This window comes from Streptomyces iakyrus, assembly GCF_000717055.1.
Classification (GTDB): domain Bacteria; phylum Actinomycetota; class Actinomycetes; order Streptomycetales; family Streptomycetaceae; genus Streptomyces; species Streptomyces iakyrus.
Window position 1 is genome coordinate 107,437 of record NZ_JNXI01000009.1, and the last position, 20,904, is coordinate 128,340.

Genomic DNA, 20,904 nt, shown 5'->3' on the forward strand with positions numbered 1-20,904 from the left:
GTCAACGCCAGGCGGGGGACTCAAGTTCCCTGGTGCGCGCGGCGGCGGGTGTGGACCGTCCGGGTGACGGCGACCGGACGCGGCACGCACGCGTGGGAGCGAGTGCCCCACGCGCGCGCGGTGTAAGCGGCCGGTTTTCAGGGCAGCCGGGCTCGTTCAGAAGAGCCCGGTGTCGGTGAAGACCAGGACAAGCTGGGGTGCGCCGGACAGGGCGATGCCGAGGACGCCGGTCAGGGCGATCGCTGCGGTGACCGGGCCGGGGACGCGGTGCTTGACGGGCTCGCCCTCGGGGGCGCGGAAGAGCAGGGCCGTCCACTGGAGGTAGTAGAACAGCGCGATGACGACGTTGACGGCCATGATCACGGCCAGCCAGCCGAGGCCGGCGTCGACGGCCGCCGAGAAGACGGTGACCTTGGCGAACAGGCCGATGATGCCCGGCGGCAGCCCGGCGAGGCAGAGCAGGAAGAACGCCAGGAGCAGCGCGGACAGGGGGCTGGAGGCGTACAGGCCGCGGTAGTCGGCGACGCGGTTGAGGGACTTCGTCCGGCCGACAAGGGCGGCCACCGCGAAGGCGCCGAGGTTCACGGCCCCGTACATCAGGGCGTAGGCGACGGTGGAGCCGATCGACTTCTCGGCGTCCCCGGAGTACGCGGCGGCGGCGATCGGGACCAGGAGGTAGCCGGCCTGGCCGACGGAGGACCAGGCGAGGAGGCGTACCGCGCTGTACGCGCGCGTGGCTTGCTGACGCAGGGCTCCGACGTTGCCCACGGTCATGGTCAGCGCGGCGAGGGCCGCCAGGGCGGGACCCCAGACGTCGGCGTAGGACGGCAGGGCCACGACCGTGACCAGGATCAGGCCGCTGAAGCCGACCGCCTTGCCGATGACCGACAGGTACGCCGCGATCGGCAGGGGCGCTCCCACGTAGGTGTCGGGCACCCAGAAGTGGAAGGGCACGGCGGCCGTCTTGAAGGCGAAGCCGACGAGGGTGAGCACGACGCCGGTCTGGGCGAGCGTGTGGAACTGCCCGTCGACGTCCTGGATACGGTGGGCGACCTGGGTGAGGTAGAGGGTGCCCGTGGTGGCGTACAGGAAGCTGATGCCCATCAGGCTGACCGCGGTCGCGGTGACCGAGGACAGGAAGAACTTCAGGGCCGCTTCGGATGACTTCCGGTCGCCGTACCGCAGGCCGACCAGCGCGAAGGCGGGCAGGGAGGCGACCTCCAGGGCGACGATCAGGGTCGCTAGGTCGCGGGAGGCGGGCAGGAGGGCGGCTCCGGCCGCGGAGGACAGCAGCAGGAACCAGTACTCCCCTTCGGGCAGCTCCTTGCGGGCGTCCTTCAGGGCGGTGACCGACAGGAGCGCGGAGAGCAGGGCGCCGCCGAGGACCAGGAACTGGATGACCAGGGAGAAGCGGTCGGCCGTGTAGCTGCACACGGCGGTGTCGCCGGTCAGGCAGAACGTGCTGCGGTCGCCGTCCAGCAGGGGCAGCAGCATCGCTGTCGCGGCGGCCAGGCCCGCCACCGACGTCCAGCCGAGCAGGGCCTTGCGGTGCTCGGGAAGGAACAGGTCGGCGACCAGGACGACGAGTCCGGCGACCGCCGTGATGGTGGGCGGCGCGATCGCGAGCCAGTCGACGGACTGGACCAGCGAGGCGGCCAGGGGCTGGGCCGGGGAGCTCATCGGGTGCCTCCTGCGAGGAGCTGCTGGACGGCCGGGTCGCTCAGGCCGAGGAGAGCCTTGGGCCACAGGCCCGCGACGACGGTGAGGACGACGAGCGGCGTCCACGCCGCGAACTCGTACGAGCGGACGTCCGTGAGCCTGGGTGCGTCATGGGGCAGGGCACCCATGCAGACGCGGCGGACCACGATCAGCAGGTACGCGGCCGTCAGCAGCGTGCCGAACGCGCCGATCGCCATGAAGGTGAGGAAGGCCGCACGGTTGAGGCCCGCGGCGGGCTGGAACGCGCCGAACAGGGCCAGCATCTCGCCCCAGAATCCGGCCAGGCCCGGCAGGCCGAGCGAGGCGACGGCGGCGAAGGCGAGCAGGCCGCCGAGGCGCGGCGCCTTGCCGTAGAGGGCGGCGCCGGTTTCCTCGGCGAGGGTGTCGAGGTCGGTGGTGCCGGTGCGGTCCTTCAGAGCGCCGACCAGGAAGAACAGCAGGCCGGTGATGAGGCCGTGGGCGATGTTGGCGAAGAGGGCGCCGTTCACGCCGGTCGGGGTCATCGTCGAGATGCCGAGCAGCACGAAGCCCATGTGGCCGACGGAGGAGTAGGCGATGAGGCGCTTCAGGTCGCCCTTCGCTCCCTGTTTGGCGAGGGCCAGGCAGGCCAGGGATCCGTAGATGATGCCCACGACGGCGAGGGCGGCGAGGTAGGGCGCGAAGGTGCGGAACCCGTCCGGCGCGATGGGGAGCAGGATCCGGACGAACCCGTACGTACCCATCTTCAGCAGGACGCCGGCCAGGAGGACGGAGCCGACGGTGGGGGCGGCGGTGTGGGCGTCGGGCAGCCAGCTGTGCAGAGGCCACATCGGCGTCTTCACCGCGAGCCCGATCCCGATCGCCAGAACGGCGATGACCTGCACGGATGTGGTCAGCGACCGGCCGTTGTCAGTGGCGAGTGCCATCATGTCGAACGTGCCCGCCTTGATCCCGATCAGGAGCAGGCCGAGCAGCATGACCACGGAGCCGAGCAGCGTGTACAGGATGAACCGCCACGCCGCTTGGCTCCGGCCCTCGCCGCCCCAGCGGGCGATGAGGAAGTACATCGGGATGAGGACCATCTCGAAGGCCAGGAAGAACAGCAGCAGGTCGAGGACGGCGAAGGTCGCGAGCGTGCCGGATTCGAGAACGAGCAGCAGGGCGACGAAAGCCTTCGGGGTCGGCCCCGCGGGCATCTTGAAGTACGAGTAGAGCGCGCAGAGGAAGGTCAGCAGCGCGGTCAGGACCAGAAGGGGGAGGGAGATGCCGTCGATGCCGAGGTGGATGCGTACGTCGAGTGCGGGGATCCAGCTGATGTCAGTACTGGCCTGCATCTTCGACGGCTGGTCGTGGTCGAAGCCGAGCGCGAGGACGATCGCCGCGATGAGGACCGTGCCGGTCACGGTGACCCCGTGCCGGAGCACGGCCTGCTCGGGTGACTTCCCCTTCAGCCCGGGCGGGGCGGGCAGGAGAGCCGCGACGGCGCCGAGGAGCGGGCCGACGACGATGAACGCCAGAAGGAACTGCATCACGGACTCGCTGATATCGATCACGCCTGCTCACGCTCCCGTGGCGACGAGGACGACGGCGACCGCGAGGACGACGGTGCCGGCGAGCAGCGCGCTCACATAGGTCTGGACGTTGCCGGTCTGGGCGCGCCGTACGGCGGTGCCGAGCCAGCGGGGCAGCGCACCCGCACCCCGCACGTAGGTCTCGACGACCTCCCGGTCGAGGAACCGGACGAGGCTCGCTCCGGCCTGGACCGGGCGGACGAAGAGGGTCGTGTACACGGCGTCCAGGTGGAAGCCCGCGGCTGCGTGCCGGTGCAGGGGGCCGAGGAGCAGCCGTCCGGGGTCGGCGGGGTCGGGCGCGTAGGCGATGTCGCCGTAGGCGGGCTCGTGGCTGGCGATGGCCTCGGCCTCGACCCGGGCGGCGTCTCCCTCGGGGTGGGCCGCGACCGCGCCGAGCGGGACACGGGCGGTGAGCGCGGTGGTGTGCCGCCAGGCGGCGTAGGTGACGATGCCGCCGACCAGGGCCACGCCCGTGCCGAGCACGGAGGTGGTCACGGTCGGGCTGAGGTCCCGGCCGTCGAACCAGTCGGGAAGCAGGCGGAACGCGAATGCGCCCAGGGCCAGCGACGGCACGGCCAGCACCCACAGCACGACGGTCATCGTCAGCGGCTGCCTGCCGTGGTCGGGGGCTTCGGTGCCCCGGCCCCGGAAGGCCAGCAGCCACAGGCGCATGGCGTAGGCGGCGGTGAGCACGGCCGTGAGCAGGCCCGCGACGAGGACGATCCAGCCCGCCGCGGCGGGGGCGTGCTCGGTGTGGCCGGTGACGACGTGCTCGGCGACGCCGAGCACGGCCTCCTTGGAGAAGAAGCCGCTGAACGGCGGGATCGCGGCGAGCGCGAGCAGCGCCACGGTCATCGTCCAGTACGCGTCGGGGATGCGGTCGCGCAGGTTCCGCATGCGGGACATGGCGGCGAGCGAATTGGTGCCGGCGGCGTGGATGATCACGCCGGCGGCGAGGAACAGCAGCGCCTTGAAGGCGCCGTGGGACAGGAGGTGGAAGACGGCGGCCCCGCGGTCGCCGACGGCGAGGGCGCCGGTCATGTAGCCGAGCTGGCCGATCGTCGAATAGGCGAGGACGCGCTTGATGTCGTCCTGGGCGAGCGCGGTGAGCGCCGAGCCGGCCATCGTGACGGCGGCCATGACGGCGAGGACGACCATCGCGGCCTGGGAGGCCTCGAAGACCGGGAGGAGCCGGGCGATGAAGTAGACACCGGCGGCGACCATCGTCGCGGCGTGGATCAGCGCGGAGACGGGGGTCGGGCCCGCCATCGCGTCGGGGAGCCAGGTGTGCAGCGGGAACTGTGCCGACTTGCCCGCAACGCCCGCGAGGAGGAGCAGGGCGATCAGCGTCGGGTGGTCGAGGCCGCCGCTCGCGACGGTGCCGAGGATCTTCGTGATGCGGAACGACCCGGCGTCGGTGGCCAGCGCGAACAGGCCGATGAGGAAGGGGACGTCGCCGAGCTTGGTGACCAGGAAGGCCTTGAGGGAGGCGGCGCGGGCCTCCGGGGTCTCCCAGTAGTGGCCGACGAGGAAGTAGGAGCAGATGCCCATGACCTCCCAGCCGACCAGCAGCACCATCAGGTCGCCCGCGTAGACGACGAGGAGCATCGCGGAGGTGAACAGCGAGACGAGGGCGGCGTAGGACGGGTAGCGCGGGTCGTCGCGCAGGTAGCCCGTCGAGTAGATCTGCACGCAGGAGGCGACCAGGCCGACCAGGACGGCGACGAGGGCGGCGAAGCCGTCGATGTGCAGGGCGAGCTCGATCGGGACCGAGCCGGTGGGGGTGAGCTCGGTGGCCGAGTCGACGGCCGCGTCGCCGCCCTGACGTACGGCGACGAGCGCGGCCAGTACGAGTGAGGTGAGGGTCGGCAGGACGGCGAGCGGGCGGACGAAGCCCGGGGCCGTGCGGCCCAGGAGCAGCCCGGCGACGGCGCCGAGGAACGGAAGGAGGGGAACGAGGACGGCGAGGGTGGTCGTGGTCACGCGGTGGCCTCAGCCTTCTGGGCCTCGTCGGACGGCTCGGCCGTGCGGGCGTCGTGGCCGGTGCCGTCGGGGTCGTGCCGTTCGGAGGTGTCGCGCAGCCGGTCGATGTCCGCGGTGCCGCGGTTGCGGTGGACGGCGAGGACGATCGCCAGGCCGATGCCGATCTCGGCGGCGGCGATGGCGATGGTGAACAGGGTCAGGGCCTGTCCGGAGTGCAGGGTCTCCTCGGCGGTCCTGCTGAGCCAGACGTCGAAGGCGACCAGGTTGAGGTTGACGGCGTTGAGCATCAGCTCGACCGACATCAGGACCAGGATCGCGTTGCGGCGGGCGAGGACGCCGTACAGGCCCGTGCAGAAGAGGAGGGCGGAGAGCACGGCGGGATAGGCGAGGTGCATCAGCGGGCCCCTTCCGTGTCGCGCCCGGTGTCCTGGCCGGACCGGGTGGCGGTCTCGGCCTTCGCCTTGCGGGACAGGACAATCGCGCCGACCAGGGCGGCGAGGAGGAGGACGGAGAGTGCCTCGAAGGGGAGGACCCAGTTCTGGAAGAGGCTCGCGCCGGTAGCCTCGGTGGAGCCGGCGGCGGGCCCGTCCAGGTCGATCCAGGTGGTGCGGAACGCGTCCACGACGACCCAGACCAGGGCGGCCGCGGCGGCGACGGCCACGGTGAGGGCGGCCCAGCGGTTGCCCGAGTCGGCGTCCGGGGAGCGGCCGATGGGAGCCCGGGTGAGCATCAGTCCGAACAGGAGGAGGACGACCACGGAACCGACGTAGATGAGGACCTGCACCCACGCGATGAACTCGGCGGTGAGCAGGAGGTACTCGACGGCGAGGCCGCCGAGGGTGATCACCAGCCACAGGGCGGCGTGCACCAGCTGCCGGGTGGTGACGGTGACGAGCGCGGCGCCGAAGGTCACCAGGCCGACGAGGAGGAAGGCGATCTCGACGCCGGTCGGGGAGAGGAAGCCGTGGGTTCCGGCGGCGGCCTCGGTGGCCGGGCCGGTCGCGAGGTGGGCGGCGGTTGCGGCGAGGGTCATTCCGAGCCCTCCTGCCCCGGCTTCGGCTGATCGGTCTGCTGCTTGGAGTCGCCCTGGGGGCGGGTGGGCTGTTCGGCGGCGCGGGCCTGCTCGTCGGCGTGCGGTTCGGTGACCGGCGGGGCCTGCTGGGCGGCCAGCTTGTCGGCGGTCTTGCGGGCGGTGGCCAGTTCCTTCGGTTCCTCCGCGCCGGGGTCGAGGGCGGGCGGGGCCGGGACGGTCCACATCCACTCGCGGAGCTTGTCCCGCTCGTGGGTGAGCTCGCGGATGTCGGTCTCGGCGTACTCGAACTCGGGGGACCAGAACAGCGCGTCGAAAGGACAGACCTCGATGCAGATACCGCAGTACATGCACAGGGAGAAGTCGATGGCGAAGCGGTCGAGGACGTTGCGGCTGCGCTCGCGGCCGCCCGGGGTCGCCGCCGGGACCGTCTCCTTGTGGGAGTCGATGTAGATGCACCAGTCGGGGCACTCGCGGGCGCACAGCATGCAGACCGTGCAGTTCTCCTCGAACAGGCCGATCACACCGCGGGTGCGGGGCGGGAGGTCGGGCTGGGCGTCCGGGTACTGCGCGGTGACGGACTTCTTCGTCATCGTGCGGAGGGTGACGGCCAGGCCTTTGGCGAGCCCAGAGCCGGGGATGCGGGGCCGGGTGGGCGGGTGCGACTCAGCCATGGTTACTGGATCACCACCTTGACGACGCCGGTGAGGGCGATCTGGGCGAGGGCGAGGGGGACGAGGAGGGTCCAGGAGAGCTTCTGGAGCTGGTCCTCGCGCAGACGGGGGTAGGTGACGCGCAGCCAGATCACGAGGAAGGCGAGGACCGCGGTCTTCAGCAGGGTCCAGACCCAGCCGAGGCCGTCGGCGCCCCAGGGGCCGTGCCAGCCGCCCAGGAAGAGGACGGTGGTCAGGCCGCACAGGACGACGATTCCGGCGTACTCGGCGAGGAGGAAGAGAGCGAAACGGAGGCCCGTGTACTCGGTGTAGGCACCGAAGATGATCTCCGAGTCGGCGACCGGCATGTCGAAGGGCGGGCGCTGGAGTTCGGCGAGGCCGGCCACGAAGAAGACGATCGCGCCGACGATCTGCCAGGGCAGCCACCACCACTCGAAGGCGTCGAGGATGCCGGGGAGGGAGACGGTGCCGGCCGCCATCGCCACGGAGGCCGCCGTCAGCAGCATCGGGAGTTCGTAGGCGAGGAGCTGGGCCGCGGTGCGCAGACCTCCGAGCAGGGAGAACTTGTTCGCGGACGCCCAGCCGGCCATGAGCGAGCCGAGGACGCCGACGCCCATGACGGCCAGGACGAAGAAGACGCCCGCGTCGACCACCTGGCCGACGGCTCCCTCGCCGGGGCCGATGGGGATGGCGAGCAGGACGAGGAGGTAGGGCAGGAGGGCGACGGCGGGGGCCAGTTGGAAGATGCGGCGGTCGGCGCCCGCGGGGACGACGTCCTCCTTCTGCGCGAACTTCACGCCGTCGGCGATCAGCTGGGCCCAGCCGTGGAAGCCGCCGGCGTACATGGGGCCGAGGCGGCCCTGCATGTGGGCCATGACCTTGTGTTCGGTCTGGCCGATGACCAGGGGGAAGGTGAGGAAGACGACGAAGACGACCAGGAGTCGCAGGGCGACGTCGAGCACGTCGTTCACCGCGGGCCTCCTGCGGGTTCCTCGGGGGTGTCTGGGTTCTCGGAGGTGTCCGTGTCCGGGCTGGCGGGAGCGTCCGGGGCTGCCTTCGAGTCGCCCGAGGGCTCCGGGGCGCCCGCGGGCTCGGAGGCCTGTGACCCGTTCGACGGTTCTGGATCCGGCAACTGCGCTGCCTCCGGCGACGGTTCGGGAGCCGGTTCGTCGAAGGCCGGACGGGCGTGGTGCCAGGGGGCGTCCGAGCCGCGGGCAGTGGTAGAGGTCCGGCCCGGACGGCTGTCCCCGCGGTCGGACCCGGCCCTCTGACTCGCGCTGCCCTCCGACACACTGCGCGCCCGGCGCGGTCCCGCGGACGGAGCCGATGCCCCGGGCGTCGGAGGCTCGGAGGTCGGCGCCTCGGACTCGGAGCCCGGCATCGCGGACTCGGAGCCCGGCGACGCGGACGTCCGATCGCCGCTGGGCTGCTGATTCGCCGCCCCTTGCGACACCGCACCCTGCGACACCGAGCCCTCCGACACGGAGCGGTTGCGCCGCGGTCCCGTCGGGGCCGGAGCGGTCGGCTCGCCGGGCGGGGACTGGCTCGCCGACCCCTCCGCCGCGGAGCGCGAACGCCGCGCGGCAGCCGGAGCCTGCGCACCAGCAGCGGACTGACTCGCGGAACCCTCCGCAGCCGAACGCGAACGCCGCACCGAGGCTGAACCGTCCGCACCAGCGACTGGAGCCTCGCCCCCGGCAGCCGACGTACCCGCACCGGCGGCCGGCGTCTCCACACCGGCGGCGGAAGTCGCCGGCCCGACGGCCGGAGCCTCCGTACCCGCGGCCGCCTGGCTCGCCGAGCCCCCTGATGCCGAGCGGGTACGACGCACCGGACGTTCCCCCGCCGCACGTGCCGCGCCGCGGGCCGGGCGGGCGGGGGCCGGGGGGAGCTGGCCCTTGAGGGGGCCCCATTCGTTGGGGTCGGGGACGCCGGGCGGGAGCATCTGGCGGCGCTTGGGGCCGCCGTGTTCCGACTCGCCCGGTTCCTTCGCACCGGGCCAGGCCTTGGCGACGCGGGCGGCCAGGACGAAGTCCTTGCGCAGGGGGTGCCCCTCGAAGTTCTCCGGCAGGAGCAGGTGGTCCAGCGCCGGGTGGCCTTCGAAGGTGATGCCGAACATCTCGTACGTCTCGCGTTCGTGCCAGGCGGCACCGGCGTAGACACCGACGGCGGAGGGCAGGACGGGAGCCTCGTGCGGGACCGTCGTACGCACGAGGAGGCGGCGCAGCGGGGACAGGGCCGCGACGTGGGCCGAGACACGGAAGCCGGTGCCCGGTTCGTCGACCGCGCTGAGCCAGTCGAAGTAGGTGCAGCCGAGGCGGTCGCGGGCGGTCTCCAGGGCGGTGATCCAGGAGGCCGGCGGTACGTCGACGGTCAGGACCTCGTAGGACTCCTCGGCCGTGGCGTCGGGGCCGAAGAGCTCCTCGGCGTCGGAGGGCAGCCAGCCGACGGCGGTCATCGCCCCTCCCCCGAGGTCGGCTCCGGTGCGGGAGGCCGCACCAGTCCGCTCTGCAGTGCCGCCGCGGAAGGCCGGCCGGCGCCGCTGCCGTACCGCTCCCCCAGCGACTCGCGGGCGATCTTCTCCTGGAGCTTGAGGATGCCCTGGAGCAGCGCCTCGGGACGCGGCGGGCAGCCGGGCACGTACACGTCCACCGGAATGATCTGGTCGACGCCCTTGGTGACCGAGTAGGAGTCCCAGTAGGGGCCGCCGCAGTTGCTGCACGCGCCGAAGGAGATGACGTACTTCGGCTCCGGCATCTGTTCGTAGAGGCGCTTCACGGCCGGGGCCATCTTGTCCGTGACGGTGCCGGAGACCACCATCAGGTCGGCCTGGCGCGGGCCCGGGGCGAACGGGATGACGCCGAGGCGGATGAAGTCGTGGCGGGCCATCGACGCGGCGATGAACTCGATCGCGCAGCAGGCGAGGCCGAAGTTGAAGACCCAGAGGGAGTAGCGGCGGCCCCAGTTGAGGACGACCTTCATCGGCTCGGGCGCGAGGCGGGCCAGGGCGCCCAGCCGCTTGGGCTCGGGCAGCAGGACGGGCTCGGGCGCCGAGGGGTTCACGTCCATGTCAGGACGCCCTTCTTGTAGGCGTAGAGCAGGCCGACGGCCAGGAAGCCGAGGAAGATGAACATCTCGACCAGGGTCGTCGCGCCGTAGCCGGGGGCGGCGAAGACGGTCGCCCAGGGGAACAGGAAGATCGAGTCGACGGCGAAGATCACGTAGAGGAAGGCGTACACGTAGTAGCGGACCTGGGTGTGGGCCCAGCCCTCGCCGACGGGGTCGACGCCGCACTCGTACGTCAGGAGCTTCTCCGGAGTGGGGACCACGGGCCGCAGCAGGCGGCCGGCCCCGAACGCGACGGCGACGAACAGCACGCCGACGACGGCGAGCAGTCCGACGACCGAATAGGACTGGAAGTAGTCCGCCGCGACGACGGTCGTGGTGACGACGGTCGGTTCCGGCACGTCCGTCCCTCGCTCCCTCAGAATTCGGACCTGGATCGTGCGACGTTGCTGCGGCTCACGCGGATGCCGCCCGTTCGACGATCTGTACGCACGGGAGTCTAGGCCCTGATAAGGGCAGGGTAAGCAGCCCGTCACCGCCTGGCATGCGGGGGTGGGGTTTTCCTCAGTCGATCCTGGCGGTCCACCTCATGGCGCCGTCGCCCGCCGCCGGGCACGCTAACGCATATGACCCAACGCATCCCGTCCCCGGGCACGACGGCGGCCCGGGGGGCCGCCGGGCCGGACGACCGTCCGCCGCCCGCCCGGCTCGCCTGTGACCGGCACACCTGGAAAGAGATCGCGCACCTGCTGGCCAACCTGCCGGTCGCGCTGCTCGGTTTCACCTATGTCGTGACGATGATGTCCATCGGTTTCGGGCTGACCGTCACGGTGGTCGGATTCCCGCTGCTCGCGGCCGGACTCGTGGGTGCGCGGCAGTTGGGCAGGATGGAGCGGGCGCGGGCCCGGGCGCTGCTCGGGGTGCGGATCGAGGAGCCGAGCCGGCTGCGGCTGCGCGGCGGGGGCGGCTTCTTCCAGCGGTTGTGGATGCAGCTGAAGGACCCGGTGGGCTGGCGCACGGTGCTGTACGAGTTCATCCGGCTGCCGTGGGGCGTGCTCACCTTCACCGTCACGCTGGTGTCGCTGTTCGTGCTGTGGCCGGTGCTGCCGTTCATCGCGCGGGGGCTGTCCAACGCCGACCGGGCCATGGTGCGGGCTTTGTTGTCGCCCTCCGACGAGCTGGAGCGGCGGATCGCCGAGCTGGAGTCGGACCGGGGGGTCGTGGTCGATACGGCCGCGGCCGACCTGCGGCGCATCGAGCGGGACCTGCACGACGGGGCGCAGGCGCGGCTGGTCAACCTGGCCATGGGTCTCGGCCTGGCCAAGGAGAAGGTGCTGGAGGATCCGGACGCGGCGGCGGCGATGGTCGAGGAGGCGCACGGCGAGGTGAAGCTGGCGCTCCAGGAGCTGCGGGATCTGGCGCGCGGCATCCATCCGGCGGTCCTGACCGACCGGGGTCTGGACGCGGCCCTGTCCTCGGTCGCCTCGCGCTGCACGGTCCCGGTGAAGGTGACGGTCGATCTGCCGGAGCGGCCGGCCGCGGCCATCGAGGGCATCGCCTACTTCACGGTCTCGGAGCTGCTGCAGAACGTCAGCAAGCACAGCGGGGCGAGGTCGGCCTCGGTGGACGTGTGGCGGACGAAGACCCGGCTGCTCATCCAGGTGTGGGACGACGGGCGCGGGGGCGCGAGCCTCGACGGCGGTACGGGGATGAAGGGCCTGGCGGAGCGGCTGGACGCCGTCGACGGGCTGTTCGTCCTGGAGTCGCCCGTGGGCGGCCCGACGACGGTCACGGCGGAACTGCCCTGGCGGGACCGGTCCGGGGCCCGGGGGTAGGGAAAACCCCCCGCCCGAGACGCCGACGGACTCCATGGTCCGCCGGCCTGCGGTGGAGCAGGGTGGAGGTACCGGAGCACAGCCGCGGGACGAGGAGAAGGACGGCGCCGATGGCCACGGAGTACGGACAGCGGTACGGGCTCGACAGCGGGCCCGGGTTCCCGGGGAGCACCGAACGGCGGCACCGGCTGCCCGCCGCGCTGCGGGCGCCGGTCGAGCCGCGCACCTGGCTGGAGCTCACCCACGTGCTGCTCAGCCTGCCCATCAGCATCCTGCTGTTCACCTACGCGGTCACGATGGTGTCGCTGGGGGCGGGACTGCTGGTCACGTTCCTCGGCATTCCGGTGCTGGCGGCGGGGCTCGCCGGGTGCCGCGGCTTCGGAGCGCTGGAGCGGATGCGGGCGCGGGGACTGCTGGGCCTGGAGGTGGCCGAACCGGAGCCGCTGCGGAGGAACGGGCCGGGCGCGATGGCGTGGATGGGGGCCGTGCTCAAGAGCGGGGCCTCGTGGCGGGCCCTGCTGTACGCGGTGCTGCACCTGCCCTGGGCGGTGTTCTCGTTCGTCGTCGCGGTGAACGTGTGGGTGCTGGGCTGGGCGCTGCTGACGTACCCGCTGTGGTTCTGGGTGTTCCCGGTGTACGCAGGTCAGGACGGGATCCAGCTCTACGGCGACGAGACGCACCGGATCTACCTCGACAACCCCTTCGAGATCACGGTGACCGCGCTGGTGGGGCTGCTGTTCACGATCGCCTCGCCGTGGATCGTGCGGGCGCTGACGATGGTGGACCGGCTGCTGGTGCACGGGCTGCTCGGGCCGTCGCGGCTGGCGTCGCGGGTGGTGGAGCTGGAGTCGGACCGGGGGGTCGTGGTGGACACGGCCGCGGCCGACCTGCGGCGCATCGAGCGGGACCTGCACGACGGGGCGCAGGCCCGGCTGGTGGCGCTGGCGATGGACCTGGGGCTGGCGAAGGAGAAGCTGCAAGAGGATCCGCAGGCGGCCGCGCGGATGGTGGACGAGGCGCACGGCGAGGTGAAGACGGCGCTCCAGGAGCTGCGCGACCTGGCCCGGGGGATCCATCCCGCGGTGCTGACGGACCGGGGGCTGGACGCGGCGCTGTCGGCGGTGGCGTCGCGGTGCACGGTGCCGGTGCGGGTCGAGGTCGACCTGGCGGAGCGGCCGGCGCCGGCCATCGAGGGCATCGCGTACTTCACGGTGTCGGAGCTGCTGCAGAACGTCAGCAAGCACGCGCGGGCCACCTGGGCGGGCGTCGAGGTGTGGCGGACGGAGAACCGGCTGATGTTGCAGGTCGTGGACAACGGTGTGGGCGGGGCGGACGTCTCCGAGGGGTCGGGGCTCGCGGGGCTGGCGGACCGGCTCGACGCGGTGGACGGGATACTGGTGGTGGACTCGCCGGCGGGCGGGCCGACCCGGGTGACCGCGGAGCTGCCGTGGCGGGGGGAGCACGTGCGGTGACCTCCGCGGGGGCCCGGCCCCCGCGCGCCGTGACAGGGCCGGAGGCCGTCGCCTCCGGTCCCCCGTCTTTCCCTCACCACCCGATCGGCCAGTCAAGAAGCCGCTCCCGTCCCCATTCACCCTCCGATCCTGAAATGCTGGACCCGTCGCACGGGTGGGCGCGGAGCCGTTGTGGGCTGCGGACGGGCGGCATCGGGCTGTGGGGGGCCGGACATCGTGGAGGACAGGGTGCGGGTGGTCATCGCCGAGGATTCAGTGCTGCTCAGGGAGGGCCTGACCCGGTTGCTGACGGACCGCGGGCACGACGTCGTCGCCGGTGTCGGTGACGGTGAGGCGCTGATCAAGACCATCACGGAGCTGGACGCGCAGGGCGACCTGCCGGACGTGGTCGTGGCGGACGTGCGGATGCCGCCGACGCACACCGACGAGGGGGTGCGGGCGGCGGTGCAGCTGCGCAAGGCGCACCCGGGGCTCGGGGTACTGGTGCTGTCGCAGTACGTGGAGGAGCGCTACGCCACGGAGCTGCTCGCGGGCTCCAGCCGGGGTGTCGGCTATCTGCTGAAGGACCGGGTTGCCGAGGTGCGGGAGTTCGTGGACGCGGTGGTGCGGGTGGCGGAGGGCGGTACGGCGCTCGACCCGGAGGTGGTCGCGCAGCTGCTGGGCCGCAGCCGTAAGCAGGACGTGCTGGCGGGGCTCACCCCGCGGGAGCGTGAGGTGCTGGGGCTGATGGCCGAGGGACGGACGAACTCGGCGATCGCGCGGCAGCTCGTGGTCAGCGACGGGGCGGTCGAGAAGCACGTCAGCAACATCTTCCTGAAGCTGGGGCTGTCCCCGAGCGACGGGGACCACCGCAGGGTGCTGGCCGTGCTCACGTACCTCAAGTCGTGACGTTTCACCCGCTGAGGCGGGAGACCCGGACATAACCGGACGCATGATCGCCCCAAAGTCGTGTCCAAGATGCGAATGACACAAAGAAGGCGACCCCCGCGGTCGTAGGGTTGATCCTGGGAGGGCCTGCGGGAGGGCCTGTCCCGGACAGCGTCCTCGAGGGAGGCCCAGTTCAGTGACCAGCCAGGTCAGTAGCCCAGCGGAGCAGGCCGACGGAGCAGTCGTAGGAGAGCAGCGCAAAGCGGCGGGCGCGAAGGATGTCCGTCGCCTCGACCGGGTGATCATCAGGTTCGCGGGGGACTCGGGTGACGGTATGCAGCTCACCGGTGACCGTTTCACCTCGGAGACCGCGTCGTTCGGCAACGACCTGTCGACGCTGCCGAACTTCCCGGCCGAGATCAGGGCGCCCGCCGGGACCCTGCCGGGTGTGTCGTCCTTCCAGTTGCACTTCGCCGACCACGACATCCTCACGCCCGGCGACGCGCCGAACGTGCTGGTGGCGATGAACCCGGCGGCACTGAAGGCGAACATCGGCGACCTGCCGCGCGGCGCCGAGGTGATCGTCAACACCGACGAGTTCACCAAGCGGGCGATGCAGAAGGTCGGCTACGAGACGTCCCCGCTGGAGGACGGGTCGCTGGACGGCTACCACCTGCACCCCGTGCCGCTGACGACGCTCACGGTCGAGGCGCTGAAGGAGTTCGACCTCAGCCGCAAGGAGGCCGAGCGCAGCAAGAACATGTTCGCGCTGGGCCTGCTGAGCTGGATGTACCACCGGCCCACCGAGGGCACGGAGAAGTTCCTGAAGTCGAAGTTCGCGAAGAAGCCCGACATCGCGGCGGCCAACATCGCCGCGTTCCGGGCCGGCTGGAACTTCGGCGAGACGACGGAGGACTTCGCCGTCTCCTACGAGGTCGCCCCGGCGGCCACGGCGTTCCCGCCGGGTCTCTACCGCAACATCTCCGGCAACCTCGCCCTGTCGTACGGGCTGGTGGCGGCGAGCCGGCAGGCGGATCTGCCGCTGTACCTGGGGTCGTACCCGATCACCCCGGCCTCGGACATCCTGCACGAGCTGAGCAAACACAAGAACTTCGGCGTGCGGACCTTCCAGGCGGAGGACGAGATCGCAGGCATCGGGGCCGCGCTGGGCGCGGCCTTCGGTGGTTCGCTGGCCGTGACCACGACGAGCGGTCCCGGTGTGGCGCTGAAGTCGGAGACGATCGGTCTGGCTGTCTCGCTGGAGCTGCCGCTGCTGGTCGTGGACATCCAGCGCGGCGGCCCGTCGACGGGCCTGCCGACCAAGACCGAGCAGGCGGACCTGCTGCAAGCGATGTACGGACGCAACGGCGAGGCGCCGGTGCCGGTGGTGGCGCCGCGCACCCCGGCGGACTGCTTCGACGCCGCGCTGGAGGCGGCGCGGATCGCGCTGACGTACCGCACGCCGGTGTTCCTGCTGTCCGACGGCTACCTGGCCAACGGCTCCGAGCCCTGGCGGATCCCGGACATCGAGGAGCTGCCGGATCTGCGGGTGCAGTTCGCGCAGGGGCCGAACCACACGCTCGACGACGGCTCCGAGGTGTTCTGGCCGTACAAGCGGGACCCGCAGACGCTGGCCCGCCCCTGGGCGATCCCGGGCACGCCGGGCCTGGAGCACCGGATCGGCGGCATCGAGAAGCAGGACGGCACGGGCAACATCTCCTACGACCCGGCCAACCACGACTTCATGGTGCGCACCCGGCAGGCGAAGATCGACGGCATCGACGTCCCGGACGTCGAGGTGGACGATCCCCACGGGGCGAAGACGCTGGTCCTGGGGTGGGGCTCGACGTACGGGCCGATCACGGCGGCGGTACGGCGGCTGCGCAGGGCCGGGGAGTCCGTCGCGCAGGCGCACCTGCGCCATCTCAACCCCTTCCCGCGGAATCTGGGCTCCGTGCTGGAGCGTTACGACAAGGTGGTGATCCCCGAGATGAACCTCGGGCAGCTCGCCACGCTCATCCGGGCGAAGTACCTGGTCGACGCCCACTCGTACACCCAGGTCAACGGCATGCCGTTCAAGGCGGAGCAGCTCGCCGCGGCTCTGAAGGAGGCCATCGATGGCTGAGACGTCCACGCACGGCACGGGCACCGTCGAGTCGCTCTCCCTCGTCCCCAAGGCCGAGGGCAGGCAGTCGATGAAGGACTTCAAGTCCGATCAGGAAGTGCGCTGGTGCCCCGGCTGCGGCGACTACGCCATCCTCGCCGCGGTGCAGGGCTTCATGCCCGAACTGGGGCTGGCGAAGGAGAACATCGTCTTCGTCTCGGGCATCGGCTGCTCCTCCCGCTTCCCGTACTACATGAACACCTACGGGATGCACTCCATCCACGGCCGCGCCCCCGCCATCGCCACGGGTCTGGCGAGCTCCCGCCGGGATCTGTCGGTGTGGGTCGTCACCGGTGACGGCGACGCGCTGTCCATCGGCGGCAACCACCTGATCCACGCGCTGCGCCGCAACGTCAACCTCAAGATCCTCCTCTTCAACAACCGGATCTACGGTCTGACCAAGGGCCAGTACTCGCCGACCTCCGAGGTCGGGAAGATCACGAAGTCGACGCCGATGGGCTCGCTGGACGCGCCGTTCAACCCGGTGTCGCTGGCGATCGGCGCGGAGGCCTCGTTCGTGGCGCGCACGGTCGACTCCGACCGCAAGCACCTCACCGAGGTGCTGCGCCAGGCCTCCGCCCACCAGGGCACGGCGCTGATCGAGATCTACCAGAACTGCAACATCTTCAACGACGGTGCCTTCGACGCCCTGAAGGACAAGCAGCAGGCCGAGGACGCCGTGATCCGGCTGGAGCACGGCAAGCCCATCCGGTTCGGCGCGGACCTGGCCAAGGGGGTCGTGCGGGACCCGCTGACGGGTGATCTGAAGGTGGTCACGGTGACGCCGGACAACGAGGACCAGGTGCTCGTCCACGACGCGCACTCCCCGTCCCCGACCACGGCGTTCGCGCTGTCGCGCCTCGCCGATCCGGACACGCTGCACCACACGCCGATCGGTGTCCTGCGCTCCGTCGAGCGGCCCGTCTACGACACGCAGATGGCCGACCAGCTGGACACCGCGATCGAGCAGCACGGCAAGGGCGACCTGGGCGCGCTGCTGGCGGGCGGCGACACCTGGACGGTCGTGGGCTGACCTGCCGGACACCCGACGAGGCCCGGGGCGCTAGGACGCGGCCCGGGTCTCGTCATAGGTCCGCCGCGCCTTCTCCACGTCGTCCATGCGGTCGTGCGTCCACTGCGACAGGGCCCGCACCTGCTCGGCGGCCTCGCGGCCCAGGCCGGTGAGGGAGTAGTCGACGCGCGGCGGGATGACCGGCTTGGCGTCGCGGTGGACGAGTCCGTCCCGCTCCAGGGTCTGGAGGGTCTGCGTGAGCATCTTCTCGCTGACGCCCCGGCCGCCGTAGGCGCTGATCGCGCGGCGCAGTTCGCTGAACCGGTACGGGCGGTCCAGGAGCTCGATCAGGACGAGCACGCCCCAGCGGCTGGTCACGTGCTCCAGGACGAGCCGGTACGGGCACAGGGCTTCGTTGTCACTTACCGCCATGCCAGTACCTTACTTCAAAGTGGGTACTTTCCGATAGTTAGCGCATCTCCTAGGGTTAGTGCCAACGCACCCCACAAGGAGAGTCCTCACCATGAGCATCGTCGTCACCGGAGCCACCGGGCACCTCGGCCGCCACGTCGTGGAGCAGCTGCTGGAGAAGGTCCCCGCCGAGCAGATCACCGCGGTCGTGCGCAATGCGGAGAAGGCCGCCGACTTCGCGGACCGCGGTGTGAAGATCGCCCTCGCCGACTACAACGACCCCGCCTCCTATGACAACCTCTTCTCCGCGGGCGACAAGGTGCTGCTGATCTCGGGCAACGAGTTCGACAAGGGCCGTGTGCAGCAGCACAAGGTCGTCATCGACGCCGCCGAGGCCGCCGGTGTCGCCCTGCTCGCCTACACCAGCGCCCCCGGCACCCTGACCGCCGCGCTGGCGGACGACCACCGCGGCACCGAGGAGATCCTGCTGGGCTCCGGCGTGCCCTACGCGCTGCTGCGCAACGGCTGGTACCACGAGAACTACACCGAGAACCTCGCCCCCGTGCTGGAGCACAACGCGGTCGTCGCCGCCGCCGGTGAGGGCAAGGTCTCCTCCGCCTCACGCGCCGACTACGCCGCTGCCGCCGTCGCCGTGCTGACCGGTGAGGGGCACGAGAACAAGACGTACGAGCTGGGCGGCGACACCCCCTGGAGCTTCGCCGAGTACGCGGCCGAGCTGAGCCGGCAGACCGGCAAGGACATCGCCTACAACGCCGTCTCCCCCGAAGCGCTCGCCGGCATCCTGACCGGTGCGGGCCTGCCCGAGCCGCTCGCGCAGATCCTCGCGGGCGTCGACGCCTCCATCGAGAAGGGCGAACTGGTCGTCTCCACCGGTGACCTGTCCCGCCTGACCGGCCGACCGACCACCCCGCTAGCCGACGCCATCGCCGCCGCGCTCAAGGGCTGACGCTCCCCCGCGTCACACCACCCCCGAACTGTCATGACCGTATGCCGATACGGACATGACAGCCGGGGGTGCCCGGCGTTACCGTCGTGAACGCGGACGCACGCCAGGCACGAAGGAGGGGCACGTGACCGGCAAGCCGAGGGGTGAGCGGCACATAGGACTGCTGAACGGCTTCGCGGCCTACGGGATGTGGGGCCTGGTCCCCCTGTTCTGGCCCCTGCTGAAGCCGGCCGGCGCGATGGAGATCCTGGCCCACCGGATGGTCTGGTCGCTGGTCTTCGTAGCCGCCGCCCTGCTGGTGCTGCGCCGCTGGGCCTGGGCCGGCGAGCTGCTGCGGCAGCCGCGCAAGCTGGCGCTGATCACCGTCGCCGCGGCGGTCATCACCGTCAACTGGGGCCTGTACATCTGGTCCGTGAACTCCGGGCACGTCGTCGAGGCCTCGCTCGGGTACTTCATCAACCCGCTGGTCACCATCGCGATGGGCGTGCTGCTGCTGAAGGAGCGGCTGCGGTCGGCGCAGTGGGCGGCGGTCGGGACCGGCGGCGTCGCGGTCGTCGTGCTGACGGTCGGCTACGGGCAGCCGCCGTGGATCTCGCTCTGCCTGGCGTTCTCCTTCGCCACGTACGGGCTGGTCAAGAAGAAGGTGGGCCTCGGCGGCATCGAGTCGCTGGCCGCCGAGACGGCGATCCAGTTCCTGCCCGCGCTCGGCTTCCTGGTGTGGCTCTCAACGCGCGGCGACTCCACCTTCGCGGCCGAGGGCGCGGGGCACGCGGCGCTGCTCGCCTCGGCCGGCATCGTCACCGCGCTGCCCCTGGTCTGCTTCGGCGCCGCCGCCATCCGCGTGCCCCTGTCCACGATTGGCCTGCTCCAGTACCTGACGCCGGTCTTTCAGTTCCTGCTCGGCGTCCTCTACTTCCACGAGGAGATGCCGCCGGAGCGCTGGGCCGGATTCGCGCTGGTGTGGCTGGCGTTGACGCTGCTCACCTGGGACGCCTTGCGCACCGCCCGCCGGGCCTCCCGCACGCTCACCAACGAGATCAGCGTGCCCAGCACGACCAGGGCGACCGGCACGGTCAGTGCCGCGCGGAACGCCGAGAGCGTGGCCTGCGGGCCGGACCCGGTGGACGCCAGGCCGTAGACCGCCGTCACCGCCGAGATACCGATCGCGGAGCCGAACTGGGTGGCCGTGGTCAGCAGCCCGCCCGCCAGACCCTGCTCCGACTCGTCCACGCCGTCCGTCGCCGCGATGGTCAGCGGCCCGTAGGCCAGGGCGAACGCGAGACCGCTCAGCAGCAGGGTCGGGAACATCATGGCGTAGGACCAGTCCATGCCGACCGGCAGGAACAGCGCGTAGGAGGCCACGGCCAGGAGGAAGCCGCCGGCGATCACCCGGGCGTTGCCGAAGCGGGTGACCAGTCGGGGCGTGAGCGTCGGCGCGAGGACGGCGTCGATACGGAAGAGCACCAGGAGGAGATCGCGCAGGCCCGGACCGCGTACGACACCCGTGCGGCCGAGGCCGCGGAGGCTACGGCTTCGTAGGGGCGCGGCGGGCGCGGTGCGCCCGGACCTTCTCGCGGTTCCCGCAGTGCTCCATCGCGCACCAGCGGCGGCGGCCCGGCCGGGAGGTGTCGACGAACAGCAGGTGGCAGTTGTGGGCGCCGCACTCGCGGATCCGGTCGGCGTAGGGCCCGGTGAACAGGTCGATCGCGTCGCGGGCGACGGTCGCGAGGAGCTGGGTACCGGTGGCGCCCGTGGCCCAGGAGCGGGTGCCGTCGGGCCCGATGCGGGCGACCAGGGGCGGCGCGGCCGCGGCGGCGTTGACGACGTCCAGGTGGGAAGCCCGCAGGGGGCGGCCGTGGGCTCGGTCGGCCGCCAGGAGGAACACGGCGTCGCGCAGGATGCGCGCCCGCTCCAGCTCCCCGGGGGAGACGGTGAGGTCCAGCCCGTCCGGCAGCCGGCTCAGCCCGGCCCAGGTGACCAGGTCGGACGGTTCGTGCAGCACTTCCCAGCGGGCGAAGAGGCCGGGGCCGCCCGTCGTCGTCAGCTCCAGGCACAGGGCGCCGGGGTCGAAACGGTAGGGCTTGCCCTCGCCCGAGACCAGGATCAGACCGGGCGTGCGATCCGGCGTTTCCCCGGCGCGTCCACTCATCTAAC

Annotated in this window: 19 protein-coding genes and 1 pseudogene; 7 read left to right on the forward strand and 13 right to left on the reverse strand. The window is 71.5% G+C overall.

Features of this window, described 5'->3' with window-relative positions; all coding sequences use genetic code 11:
* Nucleotides 1-156 precede the first annotated feature (156 nt).
* The 10 genes from OO68_RS15965 to OO68_RS16010 are packed head-to-tail and all read right to left on the reverse strand — an operon-like array spanning nt 157 to nt 10,423.
* The gene (locus OO68_RS15965) at nt 157-1,680 is read right to left on the reverse strand and encodes an NADH-quinone oxidoreductase subunit N (RefSeq protein ID WP_033309008.1); all 1,524 of its coding nucleotides are present in this window, start codon (nt 1,678-1,680) and stop codon (nt 157-159) included.
* The gene (locus OO68_RS15970; RefSeq protein ID WP_033309009.1) at nt 1,677-3,251 is read right to left on the reverse strand and encodes a complex I subunit 4 family protein; all 1,575 of its coding nucleotides are present in this window, start codon (nt 3,249-3,251) and stop codon (nt 1,677-1,679) included. Before OO68_RS15970 ends, OO68_RS15965 begins: the two co-directional genes overlap by 4 nt.
* A gap of 6 nt (nt 3,252-3,257) precedes the next feature.
* On the reverse strand, nt 3,258-5,252 hold the full coding sequence (locus OO68_RS15975) for an NADH-quinone oxidoreductase subunit 5 family protein (RefSeq protein WP_033309010.1): 1,995 nt from the start codon (nt 5,250-5,252) through the stop codon (nt 3,258-3,260).
* Nucleotides 5,249-5,647, reverse strand: coding sequence for an NADH-quinone oxidoreductase subunit NuoK (gene nuoK / locus OO68_RS15980; protein WP_033309011.1), 399 nt, complete (start codon nt 5,645-5,647; stop codon nt 5,249-5,251). Before nuoK ends, OO68_RS15975 begins: the two co-directional genes overlap by 4 nt.
* Entirely contained in the window at nt 5,647-6,285 is a 639-nt protein-coding gene (locus OO68_RS15985; protein WP_033309012.1) for an NADH-quinone oxidoreductase subunit J family protein, read from the reverse strand. Before OO68_RS15985 ends, nuoK begins: the two co-directional genes overlap by 1 nt.
* Nucleotides 6,282-6,956 (reverse strand): NuoI/complex I 23 kDa subunit family protein, encoded by a 675-nt coding sequence (locus tag OO68_RS15990; RefSeq protein ID WP_033309013.1) that lies wholly within the window; start codon nt 6,954-6,956, stop codon nt 6,282-6,284. Before OO68_RS15990 ends, OO68_RS15985 begins: the two co-directional genes overlap by 4 nt.
* Before the next feature lie 2 nt (nt 6,957-6,958).
* A complete protein-coding gene (locus OO68_RS15995) occupies nt 6,959-7,927 on the reverse strand; it encodes a complex I subunit 1/NuoH family protein (RefSeq protein WP_033309014.1) in 969 nt (322 codons plus the stop codon).
* A complete protein-coding gene (locus tag OO68_RS16000) occupies nt 7,924-9,414 on the reverse strand; it encodes an NADH-quinone oxidoreductase subunit C (RefSeq protein WP_033309015.1) in 1,491 nt (496 codons plus the stop codon). The genes OO68_RS15995 and OO68_RS16000 overlap by 4 nt, the downstream gene beginning before the upstream one ends.
* On the reverse strand, nt 9,411-10,025 hold the full coding sequence (locus OO68_RS16005) for an NADH-quinone oxidoreductase subunit B (protein WP_033309016.1): 615 nt from the start codon (nt 10,023-10,025) through the stop codon (nt 9,411-9,413). The genes OO68_RS16000 and OO68_RS16005 overlap by 4 nt, the downstream gene beginning before the upstream one ends.
* Nucleotides 10,016-10,423: an NADH-quinone oxidoreductase subunit A gene (locus OO68_RS16010; protein ID WP_031116983.1), complete on the reverse strand. Its 408-nt coding sequence runs from the start codon at nt 10,421-10,423 to the stop codon at nt 10,016-10,018. The genes OO68_RS16005 and OO68_RS16010 overlap by 10 nt, the downstream gene beginning before the upstream one ends.
* A 225-nt stretch (nt 10,424-10,648) precedes the next feature.
* Between OO68_RS16010 and OO68_RS16015 the strand changes: the two genes are divergently transcribed.
* The 5 genes from OO68_RS16015 to OO68_RS16035 all read left to right on the forward strand — a co-directional run bounded on the left by OO68_RS16015 (nt 10,649) and on the right by OO68_RS16035 (nt 17,393).
* The gene (locus OO68_RS16015; protein ID WP_033309017.1) at nt 10,649-11,857 is read left to right on the forward strand and encodes a sensor histidine kinase; all 1,209 of its coding nucleotides are present in this window, start codon (nt 10,649-10,651) and stop codon (nt 11,855-11,857) included.
* A 110-nt stretch (nt 11,858-11,967) separates the two neighbouring features.
* A complete protein-coding gene (locus OO68_RS16020) occupies nt 11,968-13,329 on the forward strand; it encodes a sensor histidine kinase (RefSeq protein ID WP_033309018.1) in 1,362 nt (453 codons plus the stop codon).
* A 228-nt stretch (nt 13,330-13,557) separates the two neighbouring features.
* Entirely contained in the window at nt 13,558-14,217 is a 660-nt protein-coding gene (locus tag OO68_RS16025; protein ID WP_280922504.1) for a LuxR C-terminal-related transcriptional regulator, read from the forward strand.
* A 175-nt stretch (nt 14,218-14,392) separates the two neighbouring features.
* Entirely contained in the window at nt 14,393-16,321 is a 1,929-nt protein-coding gene (locus tag OO68_RS16030; RefSeq protein WP_033309020.1) for a 2-oxoacid:acceptor oxidoreductase subunit alpha, read from the forward strand.
* Nucleotides 16,314-17,393: a 2-oxoacid:ferredoxin oxidoreductase subunit beta gene (locus tag OO68_RS16035; RefSeq protein WP_033309021.1), complete on the forward strand. Its 1,080-nt coding sequence runs from the start codon at nt 16,314-16,316 to the stop codon at nt 17,391-17,393. The genes OO68_RS16030 and OO68_RS16035 overlap by 8 nt, the downstream gene beginning before the upstream one ends.
* A gap of 30 nt (nt 17,394-17,423) precedes the next feature.
* On the opposite strand, the gene OO68_RS16040 is transcribed toward OO68_RS16035, so the two are convergent.
* Nucleotides 17,424-17,804, reverse strand: coding sequence for a winged helix-turn-helix transcriptional regulator (locus OO68_RS16040; RefSeq protein ID WP_033309022.1), 381 nt, complete (start codon nt 17,802-17,804; stop codon nt 17,424-17,426).
* A 91-nt stretch (nt 17,805-17,895) separates the two neighbouring features.
* On the opposite strand from OO68_RS16040, the gene OO68_RS16045 reads away from it, so the two are divergent.
* Both OO68_RS16045 and rarD read left to right on the forward strand, forming a co-directional pair.
* Nucleotides 17,896-18,750, forward strand: coding sequence for an SDR family oxidoreductase (locus tag OO68_RS16045; protein ID WP_033309023.1), 855 nt, complete (start codon nt 17,896-17,898; stop codon nt 18,748-18,750).
* A gap of 187 nt (nt 18,751-18,937) precedes the next feature.
* Nucleotides 18,938-19,888: an EamA family transporter RarD gene (rarD, locus tag OO68_RS16050; protein WP_439332893.1), complete on the forward strand. Its 951-nt coding sequence runs from the start codon at nt 18,938-18,940 to the stop codon at nt 19,886-19,888.
* Here rarD and OO68_RS45475 read toward each other — a convergent pair.
* Nucleotides 19,813-20,214, reverse strand: a pseudogene (locus OO68_RS45475) (MFS transporter); the annotation flags it as partial. The gene rarD and the pseudogene OO68_RS45475 sit on opposite strands and share 76 nt — an antisense overlap.
* 61 nt (nt 20,215-20,275) lie before the next feature.
* On the reverse strand, nt 20,276-20,899 hold the full coding sequence (locus tag OO68_RS16055) for a CGNR zinc finger domain-containing protein (protein WP_051814666.1): 624 nt from the start codon (nt 20,897-20,899) through the stop codon (nt 20,276-20,278).
* Between the last annotated feature and the right edge of the window lie 5 nt (nt 20,900-20,904).

Bases quoted from the DNA above. Each gene is read 5' to 3' on its own strand.
- OO68_RS15965 (WP_033309008.1), bottom strand. From the start codon at position 1,680: ATGAGCTCCCCGGCCCAGCCCCTGGCCGCCTCGCTGGTCCAGTCCGTC.
- nuoK (WP_033309011.1), bottom strand. From the start codon at position 5,647: ATGCACCTCGCCTATCCCGCCGTGCTCTCCGCCCTCCTCTTCTGCACG.
- OO68_RS15985 (WP_033309012.1), bottom strand. From the start codon at position 6,285: ATGACCCTCGCCGCAACCGCCGCCCACCTCGCGACCGGCCCGGCCACC.
- OO68_RS15990 (WP_033309013.1), bottom strand. From the start codon at position 6,956: ATGGCTGAGTCGCACCCGCCCACCCGGCCCCGCATCCCCGGCTCTGGG.
- OO68_RS16000 (WP_033309015.1), bottom strand. From the start codon at position 9,414: ATGACCGCCGTCGGCTGGCTGCCCTCCGACGCCGAGGAGCTCTTCGGC.
- OO68_RS16005 (WP_033309016.1), bottom strand. From the start codon at position 10,025: ATGGACGTGAACCCCTCGGCGCCCGAGCCCGTCCTGCTGCCCGAGCCC.
- OO68_RS16015 (WP_033309017.1), top strand. From the start codon at position 10,649: ATGACCCAACGCATCCCGTCCCCGGGCACGACGGCGGCCCGGGGGGCC.
- OO68_RS16020 (WP_033309018.1), top strand. From the start codon at position 11,968: ATGGCCACGGAGTACGGACAGCGGTACGGGCTCGACAGCGGGCCCGGG.
- OO68_RS16035 (WP_033309021.1), top strand. From the start codon at position 16,314: ATGGCTGAGACGTCCACGCACGGCACGGGCACCGTCGAGTCGCTCTCC.
- OO68_RS16040 (WP_033309022.1), bottom strand. From the start codon at position 17,804: ATGGCGGTAAGTGACAACGAAGCCCTGTGCCCGTACCGGCTCGTCCTG.
- OO68_RS16045 (WP_033309023.1), top strand. From the start codon at position 17,896: ATGAGCATCGTCGTCACCGGAGCCACCGGGCACCTCGGCCGCCACGTC.
- rarD (WP_439332893.1), top strand. From the start codon at position 18,938: ATGTGGGGCCTGGTCCCCCTGTTCTGGCCCCTGCTGAAGCCGGCCGGC.
- OO68_RS16055 (WP_051814666.1), bottom strand. From the start codon at position 20,899: ATGAGTGGACGCGCCGGGGAAACGCCGGATCGCACGCCCGGTCTGATC.